Source organism: Marinobacter sp. UBA5687 (assembly GCF_002420325.1).
GTDB classification, from domain to species: domain Bacteria; phylum Pseudomonadota; class Gammaproteobacteria; order Pseudomonadales; family Oleiphilaceae; genus Marinobacter; species Marinobacter nauticus.
In genome coordinates this window covers 12,796-33,320 of the sequence record NZ_DIHV01000086.1, presented here as the reverse complement: position 1 = coordinate 33,320, position 20,525 = coordinate 12,796, and the positions used below count along the sequence as shown (strand labels likewise).

The window sequence follows — 20,525 nt, the reverse complement described above, 5'->3', positions numbered from 1 at the left end:
AAGGCAATTCGCCGGGTATCTCCATGGTTTACGTCTGTGGCGTAGAAAAGGACCACCGCACAGGCCGCCGAAGGCGATATGGCCCCGGCCGCAGCTTTGCACTAAAGTATGAGGAGTTTCGGGTACGGTCATGGATTGCACATGGAACAGGTGATACCGGGTTCAGAAGTGGCGGCATCTGGTCGCCAGGAGACATTTACGCTGGAAGCCTGGCAACAGGCTGGCAAATGGTTCTGTTACGAGGGGCATGCCATCTTCAGCCGCATGGGAGGGCAGGGTGAGCCGCTCGTTCTGCTGCATGGCTTCCCAACCGCGAGCTGGGACTGGAGCCGGATCTGGCCCATGCTGGTGCGCGAGCATAACCTGCTGACTTTGGACATGCTCGGTTTCGGTTTTTCCGATAAACCTTTGCATTATTCCTACAGCATCGAAGATCAGGCGGATTTGATTCAGGGCTGGATTGAGGGGCTGGGTCTGGAGCGGGTGCACCTGTTTGGACATGATTACGGCACCACCGTCGTCCAGGAACTGCTGGCCCGCGAGCAGGAGGGCGAGCTGTCGTTTGCCATCAGCAGTGTCTGCCTGCTAAACGGTGGTCTGTTTCCGGAAGTTCACCATCCCCTGTTTATCCAGAAGATTCTGCGCAGCCCCCTGGGTGGCCTCATTGGCCGGGGGCTCAGCCGATCGCTCTTCGAACGCAACTTTCGACGTCTGTTCGGGTCACGTAATCCGCCGGGCAGGCAGGACATGGACGACTTCTGGCATTTGCTGAACTACAACAACGGCCGGGGCGTGTTGCACCGCCTGATCCAGTTCATGGAGGAGCGTCGTTGTCACCGCAACCGCTGGGTCGGAGCGTTGCAAAAGGCGGAGCAGCCCATGCGACTGATTTCCGGCGGTGCCGACCCGGTGTCCGGCGCCGCCATGGCCCGGCGCTATCGGGAGCTGATCCCTCAGGCCGATGTGGTGATGTTGCGCAATGTCGGGCATTACCCCCACTTTGAGCAACCCTGGGATGTCTACAGCGCCTACAGGGAGTTTCGCAAGGCGCGCTAGCCAGCTCAGGCCGGTGTGGTGCCGCCGGTGGCCGGGTCTGCCAGTGGTGCCGGATCCAGGATGTCCTCCTGGCTCGCGAGCCTGGGAGCGTTCACCACCTGATTCCGGCCACGGGATTTCGCTTCGTACAGAGCCTGGTCTGCCCGGTTGAGCCATACGGACCAGGTCTCGCCCTGGGTGACTTCCGCCACGCTGGCACTCGCGGTAACCCGGATGTCATCCAGAAACGGCCGGGCGCTGATGCTGGTCAGCAACTGGTGCGCCAGGGTGTCGGCGTCTTTCTGGCGGGTTTCCGGGAGTACTACCATGAATTCTTCGCCGCCGATACGGAACAGCTGATCGCTTTCCCGCAACCGCTTGCGTACCCGCAGCGCCATTTCCTTGAGCACCTTGTCACCGGCCAGGTGGCCCCAGCGGTCATTGATGGTCTTGAAATAATCCAGATCAATCAGTACCAGGCTGGACACCCGTTCATAGCGTTCCCGCATCTGAATCTGGCTGTTCAGGATATCCGCCAGTTGGGAGCGATTCAGGCAGCCGGTCAGTGGATCGGTTGTCGCCAGGCGGGTAAGCTCGGCCTGCAGGCGCCCCACCAGCCAGGCAAAGATCATGGCAAAAAGGCAGCTGAGACCGAGGGAAAAAGTGATACGCCAGAAGTCGGCTTCGGGAAATTTGAAGAAGGACACTACCGCCATGACCGACACAAACACGATATTGCAGAAAATGGCTTCACGCAGGGGCAGCAGGAAAAACAGGGCAATGGCGGCGGGATAGGCCCAGTAGAGCCCGGCATGACCATTGATGAGGGTGGAATAGGCTGCGCATACCACGGCCAGTATGGGGAACAGCCGGCCCTTGAAAAAATAGGTACTGCGAAAACGCAGGAACGCGATCACCAGGGCAGCGTTCACGCAGAACAGAATCAGCAGGGATGACAGCAGAACGTTGCCATGCTGCCACTGCACCATGACCAGGGGAGCGACCGCAATAAACGCCCAGATGTGCAGATGATAGACCAGTTGCCGCTTGAACCCGAGAACAGCCAGGGTCGGGTTGGTTGCCAGGGTATTTGGCGAGGCAATTAGATTCACAGCCTACTCCCGCTGTTCATAACCGGCATGTTTCCGTTTGTAATCGATGGCTCAAGTCTAGCATGGAGTTTGATGAGCGAAAGCAAAAACCACGGATCGATGGTATTTGCAAAAACTATTCTGGAGACATCTGTTATTCAGAATATACATGGCCGTCATGAATTCTGTTCAGTTGGCCACCTCCGGTCGGTCGGATACACTCGCCGGACATTTCAGGGGAGAAAGGAATGACTGCCATTCACAGTCGGAAGCCGGCACTGACCATCCGAGCAGGTCGCCGGGCTTTGCAGCGCTTGCAACAGAAACCGCTGGGGCCGGAAGATGTCCACGTGATTCCGGGGGCAGCCGGTGGCCCGAAGGCGCTGGGAATCAGTGGCCTGGACAAGGCCATTTTTGGTGACTGGTTGCCGCAGGCTCCCCAGGAAAGGGCTCTGATCGGATCTTCCATCGGCAGCTGGCGGTTTGCCGCCATTGCCTCTTCAGATGATCCCAAGGCCCAGTTGGCCCGCCTGGCCGAGCTGTACACCAGTCAGCGATTTGCCAAAGGCGTCAGCGCTGCGGAAATCTCCCGCAAAAGCATACTGTTTCTGGAGGAGCTGCTGGGGGGCCGGGAAGACTTTCTGCTCAGCCATCCCTGGTACCGGTTGAGCATTGTAGTAGTGCGCAGTCTTGGCCTGTTGCAACACGATACCCGTGGCAGGCTGAGCCTCGGGTTGATGCGGGCTATCAGCGCCAACATGGTCAGCCGCCGGCACCTGGGTCGTTTTATGGAACGTGGCATTGTGCACGATGCCCGGAGCCGCGCGCCGGTCTCAAGCCTGGTGGATTTCCCCAGTCATGAAGTGCCCCTGAGCCGGGATAACCTGTTGCCGGCCCTGCTGGCGTCCGCTTCCATTCCCCTGGTGATGTCTGGAGTCCGCAATATTCCGGGCGCGCCAGAGGGTGTATACCGGGATGGCGGACTGCTCGATTATCACCTTGACCTGCCTTACCAGCAGCCTGGCATTGTCCTCTATCCGCATTTTACGGATCGTGTGGTTCCCGGCTGGTTCGATAAAACCTTGCCATGGCGTCGGGGCGATGCCAGTCGACTGCAGGATGTCGTGCTGGTATCGCCGTCACCGGATTACCTGGCAACCCTGCCGGATCGCAAACTGCCGGATCGAAAGGACTTCGAGAAGTACGTCGGCGATGATGCCGGTCGCGAGCGAGCCTGGCGTCGAGCGATCTCGGAGAGTGACAGGTTGGGTGATGAGTTTCTTGAGCTGGTTGAGAATGGGCGGCTGCTGGACCGGATTCAGCCCTTGTGAGTCGCTGGTAGATCGCGCTGGCCGTCTATGCGGGCCCTAGTCCGGGGTAGCACTGAGCCGAAAGCCGGTAATGCCGTGGACGGGATCCTTGATGGGTTTCAGGCGCAGACAGACCCGCACTGGCCGGGTATCCTCGGCCCCGATCAGTACCAGGTCGGTTCGGGTCAGGTCTTCCTCGCTGCGGGCGCTGTCCAGGCTTTCCCGGAACCGGCTGCGGTCTTGTTCGGATACCAGTTGTTCAAACGGCTGATCGGTCAGGTCGGAGGGCGCGCGACCGAGCACGTCGGCAATCTGGGCGGACACAAATCCGATGCGCCCCTGGTGATCCAGTTCGGCGATTACCGCTCCGCCCAGCCGGACCAGATCCCGGCTTCTTGCTTCGCTGTCGTTCAGCGCATGCCGGAGCACAGACTTCTCCACCTGCAGATTGGTAATCTGTTGTTGATCGCGATCGAGTTGTGCCTGTTGCTGCCGGATTCTGGCATTGCGGATGGCCAGTCGACGGCAGGCGACCAGCATCAGTAAGGCTGCGAGTACCGAGATACCGGCACCTGCAGTAAGAAGCTGCCAGCGCGCCTGGTTCGAGGCCCGGTCTATCCACCCTGCGCTGGGCGTCGTGGTGACCATCCAGTGCCTGCCGGGCAGTGTCAGCTCGGTCCGCAGGGCCTCGGAATCCCGGGGCTCGTCTACGTTGCCGAGCTCCAGCACAGCCTGTTTGGTGTGTCTGGCGAGCGTATCGATTCGAAGCTGCAGGCCCTCGGGCAGATCTGTCGCCAAAGCTGAGGTCAGCGATGCAGACAATTGCTGCCCCGGCGTGTGTTGTAGACGGGCTGCGATCGTCGCAACCAGAGCCTGATGCCTGGCATGGTAGGCCTCAAGGCCAAGGTCAGCGATAGTTCGCGCCAGGGTGTTGGCCAGTGCCACTGACACCAGTATGCCGATACCCAGGATAACCCCGGGAATCCAGAGACCCGGCCAGAGCCGGAATCGGGTGCCGGGTGTGTTACGAAGGTCGCTGTCCATGCTGGTGTGCTCCCGCGAGGCCTTTGCTGCTCGGATACCGCCTAACTTTAGACCAGCAATACCGGCCCGGCAATTCGGGCGCCGCCCTGTGCTGACTGGTGGCGCGGACGGTCAGTGCCGGCTCTGGCGGGCACCTGCATACACCATCAGGAACACCAGAAATGCAGTGACCACCACCGATGGTCCGGCCGGCGTGTCCAGGTACCAGGACAGGGTCAGTCCGCCGGACACCGCCACCACCCCGAAGACCACTGCCAGGGCGGTCATGTGTTCGGGATTGTGGGCCAGTCGGCGTGCGGTTGCGGCCGGAATAATCAGCAGGGCGGTAATCAGCAGGACGCCGACAATCTTCATGGCCACCGCAATCACCAGCGAAAACATCAGCATCAACGCCAGCCGCAGGCGTTCCACCGGAATCCCTTCTACCCGTGCCAGTTCCTCATGAATGGTGCTCATCAGCAGGCCGCGCCAGAGCAGCGCCAGCAAAGACAGGACAAAGGCGGCGCCACCGTAGATCCAGACCAGATCCTGTCGGGTCATGGCCAGCAGATCGCCAAACAGCAGGCCGGTCAGGTCCACCCTGACATCCGGCATGAAGCTCAGGGTGACCAGGCCAATGGCCAGCGCGCTGTGCGCCAGGATGCCGAGCAGGGTATCGGTAGCCAGGGTGCGGGTCCGGGATAGCAGCACCAGGGCCAGCGCAATGAGCACACAGGTGATCACTACACCCAGATTCAAAGGCACGCTGATCAGAAAACTAAGCGCGATGCCCAGCAGGGCCGAATGGGCCAGCGTATCTCCAAAATAGGCCATGCGACGCCAGACTACGAAGCAGCCAAGGGGACCGGCCACCAAAGCCACGCCCAGGCCGCCGAGCAGCGCCCGCCAGAAGAAGTCGCCCAGTACCGCATCAATGATGGTCATGGCTGCAACCTTCGTGGGCGTCCGCGGAAGAGACCACATCACCATGGAGGTTGTGGCGATGGTTGTGATGGTGGTGATAGACCGCCAGTGACTCGGCAACCTGATGACCGAAGGTTTCCACAAAAGCCGGGTCCTGGGAAATATCCTCCGGATATCCGCTGCAACATACGTGCTGATTAAGGCAGATAACCCGGTCTGTGGCCGCCATCACCAGATGCAGATCATGGGAGATCATGATGATACCGCAGTGCAGCTCATCCCGAAGCTGGCGAATCAGATCGTAGAGTGTGGCCTGGCCATTGATATCGACCCCCTGGGCGGGTTCGTCCAGCACCAGCAGATCGGGTTTCCGGGCCAGTGCCCGGGCCAGCAGCAGTCGTTGTTTTTCGCCGCCGGACAGGTGGTGGACGGACGCATCCAGCAGGTGCGCGACCCCGGTCCGTTCCAGCGCGGCCGTGCAGTCTGCCAGTGCACGCCTGCTGAGCAGCATGAAGCGCCGGACACTCAGTGGCAGAGTGGGCTCCAGAGTCAGGTGCTGGGGTACGTAACCGATCACCAGACCGGGCGCCACTGATAATTGACCGCTGGTCGCTCGCTGAATCCCCAGAACGGTTTTAATCAACGTGGTTTTGCCGGCACCGTTCGGGCCGATGATGGTGACGATATCGCCCCGGCTCACGGTCAGGTTGACCCGATCAACCACCGGCCGGTCGTCAAATGCCACCGTAACCTGTTCTAGCCGGACCAGAGGGTCAGTCATTCGTTTGCTCCCCCTGACAGCGGGGGCAGAGGCCAGCCACTTCCAGGGTAACGTCGTCAGGAAGGAAGGCTTCCGCGCGCGCCGCGGATTCGATGGCCTGATTGAGTTCCGGCATGGCCAGTTCCAGGACCGTGCCGCACTGCCGGCAGATCAGAAAAGTACCGCGATGATGTTCACCGGCATGGGCACAGCCGACGAAGGCGTTGAGCGAGGCAATCCGGTGAACCAGTCCATGTTGAAGCAGAAAGTCCAGGGCCCGGTAGACCGTGGGGGGGGCGGCGTTATGTCCATCCGAGGACAGTTTGGCCAGAATATCGTAGGCGCCCAGCGGCTTGTGGGATTGCCAGATCAACTCCAGCACCCGTTCACGGATCGGAGTCAGGCGGGCGTTTTCATCGCGGCAGATGGCATGGGCATCGGATAATGCCTGGGCGACACAGGCCTGATGGTTATGGGGACGGTAGGGAAGTGCGCGTTCCGGCATGGTGTGGATCCTGCAAAATTTGCAACATTATAACATTTGCAGGCGGCCACGCCATGCCGACCGGAGGCTCAGTGATGTGCGTCGACGGCCAGGGATTCCAGGTATTCCAGATTCGGGATCCAGGCTGGCTCGCCGTCTACTTCCACCTGCATCAGATCCGCAGGGCCGGGGTCGCCGTCCAGTTGTCGGATCTGGTCTTCCATCAGGCGCGCCTGGCTGGGAATGCCCTGGGTGACCAGGGCCATGAACGGGGCGCTCTGGTGATTCGGGCCGATGGTATTGAGGATAATGATGCGGCCACGGTTTTCACCAGGGATGGTGAGCTTGTTGCCGTTGGCGGCATCGTAGGAAATGACCGGCAGTGTGAGCCCGCGCCAGTCCAGGAACCCGGCCAGCCAGTCCGGTGTATTGGCGCCGGCATCGTTGCTGTTGAAATCCACCACCTCAGCAATGGAGACGTTGGGCAGCAGGAGCTGGCGGTCCAAGACCGGTATCATGACGCAGGACAGGGATTGGCTGTTTTCACTCATTGCTTGTTACCTCAGGCGGAATCCCGTTTTTGCCGGCCCTTGAGCAGGCAGTTGTTCTCAATGACTTTTACCAGTTCCCTGGCCAGTTGCTCCGGAGTGCCACAGAAACTGGTGCAGCCGGTGGCGGCCACCGAATCGGGCATGGAGCTATTACCACAACTGGTGCTTTCCTGAACCCAGATGCGGCTGCCATAGGCCTTCAGCATGGGTGCAGCGATAGCGCCGTCGTTGCCCATGCCGGAAAACAGGATGGCATGACAGTGTTTGCCATAGTGATCCGCCACGTTCAGCAACACCTGATCTATCGATGGGCCATAAGGGCCCGGCCAGGGATGATTCAGTTCCGTCAGCTGGCCCTGGCGATCAAAGGACCACTCTCTTTCAACCGGCATCAGCACCACATCGCCGTTGCGTACCCGATAGCCCTCCTCGGCCCGTTTCAGCGAATAATGGGCGTGCCGGCCCAGAACCCGGGTGAGGACTTCGGTAAAATTGCCATCAATATGTTGGGCATAGATAAACCCGACCGGTAGCCTTGGCGGCAGGTGATCGAGAAAGGTCTTCACCGCTGCAGGACCGCCCAGCGAGGCTCCGAGAATCCAGACTTCCTCAGCCACCGAACCCGGCGCCGCCGGCGTTATCCAGTGTGGCAGCGTAGGCGCGTCCACCGCATCTGGCGTGGACTCGGCCAGCTCTTCAATGTCGTTGGCGGTATCCAGCTGCTCCAGATGCCCGAGCTGTTTTTCCAGCTTGTCGAGCAGCCGGCGTTCCCAGCGGAAGTATTCCGTGGTGCCGGGCTTGGGAGCCTGGTCCAGGCCAAATAAGACCGGTGCTTCTGTATTTTCCAGCAGATGCTCGAACAGTGCCGGATGATCCGCTTCGTCTTCCAGGGTCACCAGCCAGAGGGCTGCGTCCGGAAACGCCGGGTAGTCCATCAGCCGCTCGGGATCTCCCGAGAAGCTGACGTCCAGGCCAAATTTTCCGGTCGCCGCCTGCAGCCGATGCCGTTGCAGCACCACATCGGACACAATCCCGACGCCAGGCCGGCCGTTAGGGCCGGCCATCACCGGTTCCCGGTCAGCCGCTTGATGGTGTCAAGCAGCTCGGTTTCCTGGAACGGCTTGCCAAGGTACTCGTTGACCCCGATGGCCAGAGCACGTTCCCGGTGCTTCTCGCCCGTCCGCGAGGTGATCATGCAGATCGGCGTATCTTTCAGGTTGTCGTCGTGGCGCACAAAGCTGGCCACTTCGAAACCATCCATACGGGGCATTTCGATATCGAGCAGGATGATGTCCGGCCGGTGGTCCTGAAGCTGGGCTACGGCGTCGAGACCATCTTTGGCGGTCACCACTTCCATGCCATTGCGCTCCAGCAGACGGGAGGTCACCTTGCGCACCGTAACGGAGTCGTCCACCACCATAACCGTCGTGGCCTTTTCCTCGTAGCGGGCGCTGTCCCGTGCCTTTTCCAGATTCGCCAGGCGCTGGCGTTCGGACAGGATGTCGGAGCGGATCATCGCCGGCAAGTCGAGAATCACAACCACGTTGCCGTCACCAAGAATGGTGGCACCGGAAACGCCCCGGACGGAGCTGAATTGCGGCCCGAGGGATTTAACCACGATTTCCCGACTACCCATCAGCTGGTCCACCTGCAGAGCCATGGGCTGCTCGGCGCCGCGCACCAGAATGACCGGCAGCGGCAGGGCCTGGCCCTGAAGCTTGGGCTGGTGGTCACTGTTGAGCAGGCTGCCCAGGTACTGCAGGCGATACTGCTGGCCGGCATATTCGTACATGGGGGCATCTGGCTTGTAGTACTCTTCCAGCTCGTAGGTGCTGACCCGGACAATACCTTCGATGGTGTTGAGCGGGATGGCGTAGAAATCTTCCCCGGTGGACACCATCAAGGCACGGTTGACCGACACGGTGAACGGCAAGCGTACGGTGAAGGTTGTGCCACGGCCCAGGGCGGAATCGATGTCGAGGCTGCCGCCGAGCTGTTTGATTTCGCTGGCAACCACGTCCATGCCCACGCCACGACCGGAAATCTGGGTAACCTGCTGGGCGGTGGAGAAGCCCGGCTGCAGAATGAACTGCAGGATTTCCCTTTCCGAGAGGTCTTCGTCGGCGCGCATCAGGCCCTGGCGAACGGCCTTGTCGCGGATAACGTCGGACGGAATGCCTTTACCGTCGTCCATCATCCGCAACACCACATCACCGCCTTCCCGGGTCAGGGACAGAACCACTTCACCTGTGGCCGGTTTGCCTGCCTTGGTGCGGTCTTCCGGCGTTTCGATGCCGTGGTCCAGCGCGTTGCGGAGCATGTGCTCCAGCGGCGCAACCATCCGCTCCAGAATGTTCCGGTCCATTTCCCCTTCAGCATTGCGTACGTCGAAATCGACTTTCTTGCCGAGTTCGCCACTGATCTGGCGCACGATGCGGCGCAGACGGGGCACCATGGAGGAGAACGGAATCATCCGGGTCTTCATCAGACCTTCCTGGAGTTCCGTATTGATCCGTGATTGCTGAACCAGCAGGGTTTCGGTGTCTCGAACCCGCTCGGACAGGGTTTCACGCAAATCAGCAAGGTCCGAAGTGGATTCGCTCAGGGCCCGTGACAGCTGCTGGATAGAGGAGTAGCGGTCCATTTCCAGCGGATCGAAATCGTCGCCGTAATCCGGCCCATGCTCCTGCTCGGCCCGGAACAGGATCTGCGCTTCGGTTTCGATGTCCATGCGGCGCAGCTGTTCCCGCAGACGTTCGATGGTGGCGGCCATTTCGTCCAGGGTGTAACTGAAATCACTGCTCTGCTGTTCCAGGCGACCCCGGGTAATACTGGTTTCACCGGCCAGGTTAACCAGCTCATCCAGCAGCGGTGCCGATACCCGAATGGTTTCCTGGGCGGCTCTTTGTGCATCGGCCGATTTCTTGCGTGCCTGGGCCGCCGATTTCTCCGGCTTCGCCGGTGCCTGAACCGGCTTGACTGGCGCTGGCTCGGTGGCGGCTTTGGGTGCAGGAGCGGGTTCGTCGCGAACCGGTTCCGATGCTTTATCCGGCTGCTGGGCAGGTGCCGGTGCGCCGGATTCAAAGCGTTTGCGAATATCCGCAACCAGCGCGATGATGGCATCGTGATCGCTGGTGATGGCCTGCCATTGCTCCTCGGTTGGCGCGTTACCGCCCAGATCGATCAGGCGGGTCTCGAAGGCATGGGCCTTGTCGCCAAGCTCTGAGAGCTGGGACAGACGAGCGCCGCCTTTGAGGGTATGCAATGCTCGCTGGGCTTCCCGGTTGAAGTGCTCATTGGCCGGCTCCCGACGCCAGTCATCCAGCAGTTGCTCCAGCTGGTCCATGATTTCGCCAGCTTCTTCCAGGAAGATCTCAAGCACTTCAGGGTCCACGGAGTCCGCTTCCGCCGTTTCAGCCTGAGGTGATTCGGTTCCGGACGTATCTTCTGCTGGCGCGGCAGTACGCAACGCGTTGATCAGGGCCGCGTCGGCGTCGGGCTTGCGACTGTCTTCCAGCGCATCAAGCATGGATTTCAGGCTGGCCGCGGCGCGGTCACTCAGGCCAAGCATGGCCGACTGGTCCCGGTCGCCGGCAATCAGCTGGTCCAGGGCGTCGGCCCAGGCTTCGGCCAGATCCGCAATCGGGTCGACATCCGACAGTCGCGCGCCGCCCTTCAGGGTGTGCAGTTCCTGTTGCAGGCGGGTAATGCCCGCCAGCTCCTCCGGCTCCTCGCGCCACTGGTCGAGGCATTCGGTAATGGCCTCGTGGATTTCCAGGCCTTCGTCCAGGAAGATGCCAACCAGATCATCGTCGGTGGCGTCCTCCAGGCTCTCGTTGAGGCTGGACGCGGATTCTTCGGATTCCGCCGCCGGCTGTTCACTGATTTCCAGTTCTTCCAGTTCGCTAACGTCGGGCTCACCCGGCTCTGACTGCGGCGGTTCCTCCGAAGGCAGGGATTCGCCGCGCAGAATGGCCTGAACCTGATGCACCAGTTCTTCGGCTGGCGGGCACGGCTTCTGGGTCGCCACCTGCTCTACCATCTGGGCCAGGCGGTCGTGGCAGGCAAACAGCAAGTCGGTCATCTGACCGCTGGCTTCAAGCTGGCCTTCGGCCACTTTTTCGAACAGATCCTCAAGCACGTGAGTGAGATCGCCGATGGCCTCGACTCCGGCCATGCGGGCGCCACCCTTGAGGGTATGCACATCACGCTGCAGTTCGGCAGCAACCTCCCGGTTCGAGGGGTCTTCGCTCCAGGTATGCAGGGCACTGCCGGTTGAGTTGATCAGGTCGTAGGCTTCTTCCAGGAAAATGCCCACCAGTTCCGGGTCCAGATGGGACAGATCGGTGGCCTGGAGCTCTTCCTCCTCTGCACCTGCAGTTTCTTCGGTGCTTTCCTCGAGCTCCGGCTCCGGCAGGGTCAGCTCTTCGTCTTCCGGTTCTGCCGAGTCGTCGGTGTGTACATCGGTTACCGGGCGAGTGCCACGGGCGCCATCGATGTAGGCATGAATCTCGGTGATCAGATCCGGCGCGTGCCTCGGCGGCTCACTGGCTTCAAGTGCCTCGACCATGCCGGCAAGCCGGTCATGGCAGCGGAACAACAGGTCAGACAGAGTGTCATTGATCGAGAATTTCTGCTCGGTCAGTCCTTCAAACAGGTTTTCCAGTTCGTGGGACAGATCACCCACGGCCGGAATGTCGGCCAGTCGGGCGCCACCCTTGAGGGTGTGCAGGTCACGCTGGAGCAACCGCAGGAGGTCCAGGTTTGATGTGTCCTCGCTCCAGCTGTGCAGGGCTTCCGCGGTGCTGTCAATCAGGTCGCGGGCTTCCTCCAGGAAGATTGCTGCCAGCTCGTCGTCCATGGCCTGATCGTCTTCAGACGTTTCAGGCAGTGGCGGCGTTTCTGTCAGCTCAGGTTCTTCTGTTGCCTGCTCCAGTTCATCCATTTCCAGGCTGAGGTCGATCTCTTCCAGGTCGTCGGTGAACTGCTGCTCGAACTCATCCGGTTCTGCGGGCTCGGCTGCGGTTGCCTGTGCCAGCGCCTCGAGTTCCTGAATCAGTTCCTGGCTGGGTTCAGTAGCCAGCCCGGCCGCCACCTGATCCATCATGTTAATCAACTGCTCATGGCCGGCGCGCAGGGTCTGGAATACATCATCGCCCGGCGGCAGGCCCTGCTCTGAAATGGCGGTGTAGGTGCGGGTCAAAGCGGCGGCCAGTTCGGCAACATCGGGCAGATTGGCGTCCGTCGCACCCTGGGTCAGTTGCTCCAGTTCGGCACGGAGGGTTGCCAGTGCCTCGTCCTGCTGCGGGTTTTCAGACCAGCGATCGAGAATGCTTTCGGCATCCAGAACGATATCCAGGCCTTCACCCAGGAACAGCTGTACCAGCTGTGACGATGACTTCCTGGCGGGTTGTTCGTCGTCTGTCTGGGCATGGCTGGTGAGTGTCTGCTCACACACCTGGTGCAGGCGCTCAAGGTACTCGTCGGTGCCTGCCAGCGGTGCCTGGGGATTCTCCCGAATCTGGGCAAGCCCTTGAGTCAGGAAGCCCGCCGCATCACTGATCAGCGCCAGTACGTCGCGGTCTGCCCGTTTGTTCTGGGCCCGGGATTCTTTGATAAAGCGCTCAAGCGGCGTAATGACTTCCGCAATTGGCGCGATACCGGCGGTGTTGGCACTGCCCTTCAGGGTATGCAACGCCCGAGAGAGATCGTCCGTGTAGGCGGCGGTAGCTTTGTCGCCCGCAGACTCCAGGTACTCCTTGATGGTCTGCAGATGGGTTTCGGTTTCGTTCTCGAAGATATCCAGCAGCACCGGATCCACTTCGTCTTCTCCGGGCAGGGCATCATACTCAATGCTGTCTTCCGGAGTGACGGTACCCGCCGTTGTTTCCTCTGCAGACTCTGTGTCGGTGTCCACCAGCGGCATGGCTGTGGCATCGGGAATTTCGCCATTGGCCAGGGCATTGGCCCGCGCCTCCATGGCAGAGGTGTTCAGGCTCGGCGCCTGGCGTTTCTCAAAATCGGTGACCAGCGCCGGCACCGAATCGGTGACATCCTGAAGCAGCTGGGCAATATCATCATTCATGAACACGCTGCCGTCGATCACCCGGTTCAGCATGTTCTCGACCGACCACGCCAGCTCCCCGATCACGGTAGCGCCAACCATCCGGCCACTGCCTTTCAGGGTATGAAAGGCCCGCCGAACTTCTGCCAGGGCACTGCGGTCATCGTGCTGACGTAGCAGCATGGGCAGGTATTCGCGAATGGTGTCGAGTACCTCGCCAGCTTCCTCAATAAAGATCTCGAGGATTTCGTCATCAATGAGATCGTCACTGTCGTCCGCTTCTTCAACTTCGCTCGTTGGCGCGGTAGCGGGCGTTTCGGGAATTTCGATTTCGTGCTCGGCGGCGGCCTCGTCTGCAGTTTCTGCTTCGCCTGTGGTCTCTTCGGCCGCCTGTCCGGTTTCTGCGCGTCGGGTCGTTGCCAGTGCTTCAGCCTGTTCAATCAGCTCGTTGACGTCGCCACTGGTCTCGCCGTTCCGGAAGTCCTCAATCAGGGAAGGAATACGGGCGTTGACCTGGTCGACCAGGGTGAACATGTCATCGGTCGGTTTGATGGTCTGGTCGATGACCCGATTGAGCAGATTTTCCACCGACCACGCCAGTTCGCCGATGCTGGTGGCGCCGACCAGGCGGCCACTGCCTTTGAGGGTATGGAAAGCCCGGCGAACTTCAGTCAGAGCTTCGCGATCGTCGTGATCCTGGCGCAACCTCGGATAGAACTCGTGGATGGTCTGCAGAACTTCTTCCGCTTCCTCAACAAAAATGCCGAGGATTTCATCATCCAGCAGCTCGGCATCAGAGGTTTTGGCCTCTGGTGCGGTGGTCTCTTCGGCGCTGGCCTCAGGTTCTTCAGCCACGGGTACTTCAGCCGGGGCCTCTTCGGTTTCTTCCGTCAGGCTCCAGGTGGGCTCCTGTCCGACCGGGAAGCCGAGACTGGCGAGGCTGTCTTCGGCCACGCGCAGGATAGCGTCGTTATCGCTGATGCCATCTGCCAGTCTCTCCAGGTAATACTCGATACTGGTAACGGCATCGGCCAGGGTGTCGAGCTGTTTCCAGTCCGGAACCTGTTTGTTGCTGAGCAATACGTCGGTGACATAACGCTCGGCTGAGGCGAGCATATCGGCAACGCGATCCAGTGGCACCAGGCTCAGACCGCCACGGATACTGTGCAGGAGTCCGGGTACGTGTTCGATTTCACGGGCATCCCACTGGGAGGCAATGAAATTGACGATGGCGGATTTAACCTGCTCCAGGGTATTACGGGATTCGCGGATCAGCGCTTCGCTGGCCTCTCCGAGTTCACGGGAGCCCATGTTGATGGCGGAGGCTTCCTCGGCCGAGCCGGACGACTGCTCCGGGCGTCGCTCGCTGTCGAGACCAGCCAGACTGGCCTCCACGTAAAGCAGGGCACCGGCAATGTCCATCAGGGTGCCGTCGTCGACCACTTCGGCCTGCTGGCAGAGTTTTTCTACCAGTTCAATCTGTTCGGTGACGACCTTCCGGGGAATGCCAAGACCAAGAACGGCCAGGGTGTTGGCAACCTGACGCAGGCCGGGCAGTAACTCGTCCAGTTCGCTGTTCTGACGAAATTCGGCCCGCACAAACAGGTCAAGCTGATCTTTCAGTCGAGCCAGTTCTTCGTTGAGGGCACTGACCACGGAGTGGATGGCGTCCCGGCCTGGACCGGATACCCGGTTGCGGGCCGCATCCACGTCGTCTTCCGAGGGCAGGGCGCTATCCAGCTGATAGGCCTGACGCAGCGCCTGAACCTGAGGGCGATCGAGATCCCGGGCGCGGGCGACGTAATACAACAGGTGTTTGAACAGCGCTTCCGGAACCGGCTGCTGAAGGATATCCGCATGTTCGTCGGTGAGCCGGCGGATCTCGGAATCCAGCTCCCTGAGCAGGGATTTGACGGCGGTGTTCACCGGGTTGACCCGGGCTTGCAGAGTGTCGACAAAGGCACTGGCCGCTTTCCAGAGTTCGCCCCGGGGCGTTTTCTGGCACAGGCGCACCAACCGCTGGATTACCTTCTGCATGTAATCGAAATGGGCGTCGAGGTCCGCCTCGCGAACCACGCCAGCAAGGGCAAACTGGTACATCTGGCGCAGCTTGCGCAGGTGGCCCAGGACTTTTGGATCATGCAGGCGTTCAGACACCTTACCGCTGACCCTCATCTTTGACGCAGAGAGATCCGGCTTGAACAGGGAGGTGTCGGACAACAGGGAGTCGCCCCGGGCGGCCCGGAGATCGTTGAGCAGCGGCAGCAGAACCATGGGAAAGTCATCGCTGCTGCTGCCAATGTGCTCCAGATACTGTGGCAGCTGTAGAATGGCCTGCATCAGCACGTTGACGGCATCGTCAACGCTGGTCACGGTTTCGTTGAGAATGGCCTGGGTCAGTTTTTCCATCTCTTCGGTGAGCAATGCTGCACCGTAGAGTTCCACCATTTGCAGGGTACCGTGTACCTGGTGAAGGTAATTCAGGCAGAAGCGCAGGCGCGCAGTGTCGTCGCGATTCTCGACATACGCTTCAAGTGCATGCTGGCCCTGGGTCAGCGTGTCCTGTATCTCTCCCCGAACCCAGTCGAGGGCGATGCTGTCATGGTGATTGCCCATAACCACTCCGGTTATTCTTCGTCGGACTGGCGCTTGATCCACGCCAGTACATGTTCCGAGGGAACCCTCTGCAGGCCCGGTGGCTGCCAGTCGGTCAGTTCACCTTGGCCAAGCACCAGTAACCCCCCCGGTGCCAGACGCTCTGCGAGCCGTTTGACGATCTCCCGTCGGCGCCAGCGACGGAAGTAGATCAGCAGGTTCTGGCAGAAGATAATGTTCATCCCGTGCATGGGTGCTTTATCCAGATCCAGAACATTGAGCCTGGTAAAGCACACCCGGTCACGGATGCTGTTCACAATTTCTACGGTATTCCGCTCCGAGGGCCGGAAATACCTGGCTTTCAGGTCTTCTTCCATTCCCAGCAACTTGCGGGCATTAAACCGGCCCTGGCGCGCTTTTTCGATGGCCGGCTGACTGATGTCCGAGCCGGTTACGCCGAAGAGCGGTTGCACGCCCAACTGGGCCATGCCCTCGTTCAGGATCATTGCGAGCGTGTAAGGCTCCTCGCCGGTGGAGCAGCCAACACTCCAGGCCTCCAGGGCCCGCTTCCTGAACTGTTCCCGGGGACGGGTAAGCACATAATCCGCCACCAGCCGGAAGGCGTCCGGGTCCCGGAAAAACCGGGTTTCCTGAACAGTGAGCCGGTCTACCAGTGTGGCCCACTCCCTGACAGCATCCGGGCCGGATACGATTTTCTCGTAATAGGCCTGGTAGCTGCTGCAACCGATTTCGCGCATCCGGATGCCAAGATTGGTTTCCAGAAATGAGCGCCGTTCGGTGGTCAGGGTTATGCCGGTGCGGTGCTCCAGCAAGGTCTGCCACTGGCTGAACTGCGCGTCGTCCATATCCGGAAGACGGCGCAGTGACCAGATGCCTTCGGCGGGTGACAGTTGGTTATGCGTATGCGCCATAGACCGTCATCTGCCCCGGGCCGGTGATCAGCTGACCACCGGTACGTCGCTGTTTTCCTCTTCTTCCTGATTGGCCATTTCCTCATCCGGCAGGGTGAAGCCGGCAACGGAGGACCGCAGCTCGGAGGCCATTTCTGCCAGGTTACCGATAGACTTCGCGGTAGCGTTGGTACCGGAGGAAGTCTGGGAGGTGATTTCCTGGATAACGTTCATGGTGTTGGAAATGTGCGCCGCAGAGGACGACTGCTGACGGGCGGCGTTGGAGATGTTCTGGATCAACTCCGCCAGGGACATGGATACGTTCTCGATTTCCTCGAGGGCGATACCCGCGTCCTGGGCCAGGCGGGCACCACGGACCACCTCGGCGGTGGTGTGTTCCATGGAGATAACCGCTTCGTTGGTGTCAGACTGGATCGTCTTAACCAGCGCTTCAATCTGCTTGGTTGCTGCAGAGGAACGTTCCGCAAGGCGCTGAACTTCGTCCGCAACCACCGCGAAGCCCCGGCCTGCGTCACCGGCCATGGAGGCCTGGATTGCCGCGTTCAGGGACAGGATGTTGGTCTGGTCGGCGATGTCGTTGATCAGGGATACGATGTCACCGATTTCCTGGGAAGATTCACCCAGACGCTTGATCCGCTTGGAGGTTTCCTGGATCTGCTCCCGGATGTTGTCCATGCCGCGGATGGTGTTCTGTACCACTTCCGCGCCTTTCTTCGCGATCGCAACCGACCGCTCCGCAACCGCAGAGGATTCGGCGGCGTTCGAAGATACCTGGTCGATGGACACAGCCATCTCGTTCACCGCAGCGGAGGCGCCGGCAATTTCCTGGGCCTGGTGCTCGGATGCATCGGCCAAGTGCATGGCGGTAGCCTGGGTTTCCTGGGCGGCGGAAGCTACCCGTACCGCAGTACCACGAATCGCCTGTACCAGTCCGCGCATCTGGTCGATCGCGTAGTTGATGGAGTCGGCGATGGCACCGGTGAAGTCCTCGGTTACCGTGGCCTCGGTGGTCAGGTCACCATCAGCCAGGTCGGCCAGTTCGTCCAGCAGTCGCAGAATCGCGTTCTGGTTCTGTTCATTCTGCTCCTGGGTGGTGGCCAGACGCTCCTGGGCGTCGCGGTAAAGGGCAAGACCGATAAAGACAACAATCGCAACCATGGCGGCCAGGATGACAAAGGCCAGGGTCGGGCTGATCAGACGGGAGCTGGACTGGGTGGCGAAGTTGTCGGCCAGAGTCGACAGTTCGGCCAGCAGGCTCTCGGAGTTCTGGAAGATGTCACTTGCGGCGGTACGAACCTTGAAGAGGTCGGGAGAGGCCTCAAGGATCGCGTCTACGTTCTGGGAAACGAACTGGAACAGCTCGTCAACCGCTTCCAGACCATAGATGGCGTCTTCGTCCGCTACGCGGGAGATACCCATGGCGGGGTTGCCGTTAAGCTGGCCGTCAAGTACCCGGCCAAACAGGCTGGCGTCCCGGCCGAAACGGTCGGCCGCGATAACGGCGTCTTCATCACCGGACAGTACGTTGTTAACGGAGCGGACAATACGCTCTGCCAGCAGCGACTGGCGCTGGGCCAGGGAAATCTGCTCGGCAGGGGCGCCGTTATCCAGCAGGATCTGAACGATGTCGTCGTATTCCACCTGCAGCTGGGGAATGGTTTCGTTCAGGGTCCGGGCTACTTCGTGCAGGCCGAGTACCGCATCACGGGTAGAGAGGATGCTGTCGGCGTTTTCACGAACGGTGTTCCAGTGTTCCTGTACGCCGCTTTGCTGGGCCAGTTCACTGGGCGGGAGGCCGGTTTCCGGGTTGCCCTCGGTAACATTGGTCCAGAGCTGCTGGAACTCATCCCGCGAACGACGGAGCTGATCGAAGGCTTCGGCAGTACCACCGGCGGCCTCGGTCGCGTTCTTCGCGATCTCCTGGGAGAGTACCCGCATTTCCGCGGTGTTGGCGATGTACTGCTGGTCGTGCTGACTGTCCTGGTTAATGATGAACAGTACCACAACGAGCAGGACGGTAAGTGCAATCAGCGCTGCGATCAGGCCGGCAACCAGTTTGTTGCCTCCCTGTCCCATACTGAGTCTTCCGGCTCTGTTTTTCATTTTCTGGCTCCCGGCCTCTTTCTTCTGGAAATGGCAAGTATGTGTAGCGGGTTTCAGACGGTCAGGGTGATGTTCCTGCCAGTACCATCACCCTTACCACTGTGCAACATCAAGAAAGCGTTCGTCTTCCACCAGATCGGTGGCTGAGAACACTTTCCAGACCTCCTCATTACGCTCGTAACCGCCGCTCACAAACGGACGAACGCTGTCGGGCACCCCGTCGGGGGTGGCCCTGAAACTGTCTTTGGCGAAGTACTGCATGCCCAGTACGCTGTCGACGACCAGGCCACTGAATACGTCGCCCTGCTCAACCACCAGAACCCGCCGTTCACGCAGGCTGCGGGAAGAGCGGGGCACATCGAAAAAGGTGGCGAGATCGACCAGGGGTAACAGGCGGCCGCGAACATTGGCCGCTCCCATCAGGAACGACCGAACCCCCGGAACATGGGTGAACCGGGGTACATGCAGGATTTCGGTAACTTCGCCCATGGGGGCAACGTAGCGTTCGCCCGAGAGAATAAAACCGATGCCGTTCCAGAGTTCAACGGCTTCCTGTTGTTCCGGCAGACCGGCGGCCATGGACCGGCTGCGCTGGGCGATATCCGTCAGAACGGCAAAAGGGGCGGCCTGGGCGGACATGCGTACTCCAAGGTTGGGGATCAAGCAATCAGGCTGTTGATTGTTTTGATCAGGTCGTCTTCGTTAACTGGCTTGACCAGATAACCCTTGGCACCCTGGCGGGTTCCCCACACCCGGTCAGTTTCCTGATCCTTGGTGGTTACGATCACAACCGGGATGGAAGCGGTTTCCGGCGCACGGGTCAGCTGGCGGGTCGCCTGAAAGCCGTTCAGGCCGGGCATGACAACATCCATCAGCACCAGATCCGGAGTTTCCGCGCGGGCCTTGGCCACACCATCGGCGCCATTATCTGCGGTCAGCACTTCGTGCTTGTGTTTTTCCAGAATGGTGGAAATCTTCTTAACTTCAGTTGGCGAGTCGTCAACAATCAGAATGCGGGCCATGGTTTCCTCGATGGTTCTGTGTGTCAGCAGGGGTTACTGTTCCGCCTGAGGCATGTATTGGCGGATGGTATTAAGCAATTCATCCTTGCTGAACGGTTTGGTCAGATACTGGTCCGAGCCTACGATTCGGCCTTTTGCCTTGTCGAACAGGCCGTCCTTGCTCGAAAGCATGATAACCGGCGTCTTTTTAAAAGAGGAATTGTTCTTGATCAGTGCGCAGGTCTGGTAGCCGTCCAGGCGGGGCATCATGATATCGACAAAAATGATGTCCGGCTGGGAGTCGGCAATCTTGGCCAGAGCGTCAAAGCCGTCTGTGGCAGTGATAACCTCACAGCCAACCTTTTTAAGAAGGGTTTCCGCGGTGCGACGAATGGTCTTGCTGTCGTCAATCACCATGATCTTCAGGTTCTCGAAGTTGTCATCCATTGTCCAACTGCCTTGCGCTCTAGCGACTGTCGTTATTTTCAAACGGGGGTTTTAACACAAACGTTAAGGTTGTTCTATAAACCCCGCTCATTTATAGAGTATCCATGGCCGGATAAAAAGTATTAGTTTGTGACCAAATGTACTTCTGCCGCTGCCATCACGGATTTATCTGCGGATTTCTCCGGATGCATTCACGGCTCGGGTA

Annotated in this window: 15 protein-coding genes; 2 read left to right on the top strand and 13 right to left on the bottom strand. The window is 60.0% G+C overall.

Going from position 1 to position 20,525, the window contains the following annotated elements; translation table 11 throughout:
• The first annotated feature begins 141 nt into the window (after window positions 1–141).
• Window positions 142–1,056, top strand: a complete 915-nt coding sequence (locus B3Y70_RS08985) for an alpha/beta fold hydrolase (RefSeq protein ID WP_183580935.1) — start codon at window positions 142–144, stop codon at window positions 1,054–1,056.
• A gap of 5 nt (window positions 1,057–1,061) precedes the next feature.
• On the opposite strand, the gene B3Y70_RS08980 is transcribed toward B3Y70_RS08985, so the two are convergent.
• On the bottom strand, window positions 1,062–2,147 hold the full coding sequence (locus tag B3Y70_RS08980; RefSeq protein ID WP_153739626.1) for a GGDEF domain-containing protein: 1,086 nt from the start codon (window positions 2,145–2,147) through the stop codon (window positions 1,062–1,064).
• 227 nt (window positions 2,148–2,374) lie between these two features.
• Here B3Y70_RS08980 and B3Y70_RS08975 point away from each other — a divergent pair, with 227 nt between their 5' ends.
• Complete coding sequence (locus tag B3Y70_RS08975; protein ID WP_273031637.1) at window positions 2,375–3,457, top strand: patatin-like phospholipase family protein; 1,083 nt, start codon at window positions 2,375–2,377, stop codon at window positions 3,455–3,457.
• Window positions 3,458–3,493: 36 nt separating this feature from the next.
• Here B3Y70_RS08975 and B3Y70_RS08970 read toward each other — a convergent pair whose 3' ends face one another.
• From B3Y70_RS08970 to pilG, 12 genes are all read right to left on the bottom strand, one after another.
• Complete coding sequence (locus B3Y70_RS08970) at window positions 3,494–4,480, bottom strand: PAS domain-containing protein (protein ID WP_273031635.1); 987 nt, start codon at window positions 4,478–4,480, stop codon at window positions 3,494–3,496.
• A 111-nt stretch (window positions 4,481–4,591) separates the two neighbouring features.
• On the bottom strand, window positions 4,592–5,404 hold the full coding sequence (gene znuB, locus B3Y70_RS08965; RefSeq protein WP_041655189.1) for a zinc ABC transporter permease subunit ZnuB: 813 nt from the start codon (window positions 5,402–5,404) through the stop codon (window positions 4,592–4,594).
• Window positions 5,391–6,164 carry a zinc ABC transporter ATP-binding protein ZnuC gene (znuC, locus tag B3Y70_RS08960; RefSeq protein ID WP_273031633.1) on the bottom strand — a complete coding sequence of 258 codons (774 nt, stop codon included), beginning with the start codon at window positions 6,162–6,164 and terminating at the stop codon, window positions 5,391–5,393. Before znuC ends, znuB begins: the two co-directional genes overlap by 14 nt.
• On the bottom strand, window positions 6,157–6,648 hold the full coding sequence (locus B3Y70_RS08955; protein WP_011787178.1) for a Fur family transcriptional regulator: 492 nt from the start codon (window positions 6,646–6,648) through the stop codon (window positions 6,157–6,159). The genes znuC and B3Y70_RS08955 overlap by 8 nt, the downstream gene beginning before the upstream one ends.
• A gap of 68 nt (window positions 6,649–6,716) precedes the next feature.
• Window positions 6,717–7,178, bottom strand: coding sequence for a chemotaxis protein CheW (locus B3Y70_RS08950; protein ID WP_278350570.1), 462 nt, complete (start codon window positions 7,176–7,178; stop codon window positions 6,717–6,719).
• A gap of 11 nt (window positions 7,179–7,189) precedes the next feature.
• Window positions 7,190–8,242: a chemotaxis protein CheB gene (locus B3Y70_RS08945; RefSeq protein WP_224850811.1), complete on the bottom strand. Its 1,053-nt coding sequence runs from the start codon at window positions 8,240–8,242 to the stop codon at window positions 7,190–7,192.
• Window positions 8,242–15,858, bottom strand: a complete 7,617-nt coding sequence (locus tag B3Y70_RS08940) for an Hpt domain-containing protein (protein WP_288589637.1) — start codon at window positions 15,856–15,858, stop codon at window positions 8,242–8,244. The genes B3Y70_RS08945 and B3Y70_RS08940 overlap by 1 nt, the downstream gene beginning before the upstream one ends.
• An 11-nt stretch (window positions 15,859–15,869) precedes the next feature.
• Window positions 15,870–16,769, bottom strand: a complete 900-nt coding sequence (locus tag B3Y70_RS08935; protein ID WP_011787174.1) for a CheR family methyltransferase — start codon at window positions 16,767–16,769, stop codon at window positions 15,870–15,872.
• A 27-nt stretch (window positions 16,770–16,796) separates the two neighbouring features.
• Window positions 16,797–18,872: a methyl-accepting chemotaxis protein gene (locus tag B3Y70_RS08930; protein ID WP_288589634.1), complete on the bottom strand. Its 2,076-nt coding sequence runs from the start codon at window positions 18,870–18,872 to the stop codon at window positions 16,797–16,799.
• A 93-nt stretch (window positions 18,873–18,965) separates the two neighbouring features.
• Window positions 18,966–19,511, bottom strand: a complete 546-nt coding sequence (locus B3Y70_RS08925; protein WP_011787172.1) for a chemotaxis protein CheW — start codon at window positions 19,509–19,511, stop codon at window positions 18,966–18,968.
• A gap of 20 nt (window positions 19,512–19,531) precedes the next feature.
• Window positions 19,532–19,894 (bottom strand): twitching motility response regulator PilH, encoded by a 363-nt coding sequence (gene pilH, locus B3Y70_RS08920; protein ID WP_011787171.1) that lies wholly within the window; start codon window positions 19,892–19,894, stop codon window positions 19,532–19,534.
• Between the two features lie 33 nt (window positions 19,895–19,927).
• The gene (pilG, locus tag B3Y70_RS08915) at window positions 19,928–20,320 is read right to left on the bottom strand and encodes a twitching motility response regulator PilG (protein ID WP_011787170.1); all 393 of its coding nucleotides are present in this window, start codon (window positions 20,318–20,320) and stop codon (window positions 19,928–19,930) included.
• Between the last annotated feature and the right edge of the window lie 205 nt (window positions 20,321–20,525).

What these genes read in the sequence shown, in the direction of transcription:
- pilG (WP_011787170.1), bottom strand. Translation starts at nt 20,320, where the DNA reads ATGGATGACAACTTCGAGAACCTGAAGATCATGGTGATTGACGACAGC.
- B3Y70_RS08955 (WP_011787178.1), bottom strand. Translation starts at nt 6,648, where the DNA reads ATGCCGGAACGCGCACTTCCCTACCGTCCCCATAACCATCAGGCCTGT.
- B3Y70_RS08950 (WP_278350570.1), bottom strand. Translation starts at nt 7,178, where the DNA reads ATGAGTGAAAACAGCCAATCCCTGTCCTGCGTCATGATACCGGTCTTG.
- B3Y70_RS08945 (WP_224850811.1), bottom strand. Translation starts at nt 8,242, where the DNA reads ATGGCCGGCCCTAACGGCCGGCCTGGCGTCGGGATTGTGTCCGATGTG.
- B3Y70_RS08930 (WP_288589634.1), bottom strand. Translation starts at nt 18,872, where the DNA reads ATGAAAAACAGAGCCGGAAGACTCAGTATGGGACAGGGAGGCAACAAA.
- znuC (WP_273031633.1), bottom strand. Translation starts at nt 6,164, where the DNA reads ATGACTGACCCTCTGGTCCGGCTAGAACAGGTTACGGTGGCATTTGAC.
- pilH (WP_011787171.1), bottom strand. Translation starts at nt 19,894, where the DNA reads ATGGCCCGCATTCTGATTGTTGACGACTCGCCAACTGAAGTTAAGAAG.
- B3Y70_RS08935 (WP_011787174.1), bottom strand. Translation starts at nt 16,769, where the DNA reads ATGGCGCATACGCATAACCAACTGTCACCCGCCGAAGGCATCTGGTCA.
- B3Y70_RS08940 (WP_288589637.1), bottom strand. Translation starts at nt 15,858, where the DNA reads ATGGGCAATCACCATGACAGCATCGCCCTCGACTGGGTTCGGGGAGAG.
- B3Y70_RS08985 (WP_183580935.1), top strand. Translation starts at nt 142, where the DNA reads ATGGAACAGGTGATACCGGGTTCAGAAGTGGCGGCATCTGGTCGCCAG.
- znuB (WP_041655189.1), bottom strand. Translation starts at nt 5,404, where the DNA reads ATGACCATCATTGATGCGGTACTGGGCGACTTCTTCTGGCGGGCGCTG.
- B3Y70_RS08970 (WP_273031635.1), bottom strand. Translation starts at nt 4,480, where the DNA reads ATGGACAGCGACCTTCGTAACACACCCGGCACCCGATTCCGGCTCTGG.
- B3Y70_RS08925 (WP_011787172.1), bottom strand. Translation starts at nt 19,511, where the DNA reads ATGTCCGCCCAGGCCGCCCCTTTTGCCGTTCTGACGGATATCGCCCAG.
- B3Y70_RS08975 (WP_273031637.1), top strand. Translation starts at nt 2,375, where the DNA reads ATGACTGCCATTCACAGTCGGAAGCCGGCACTGACCATCCGAGCAGGT.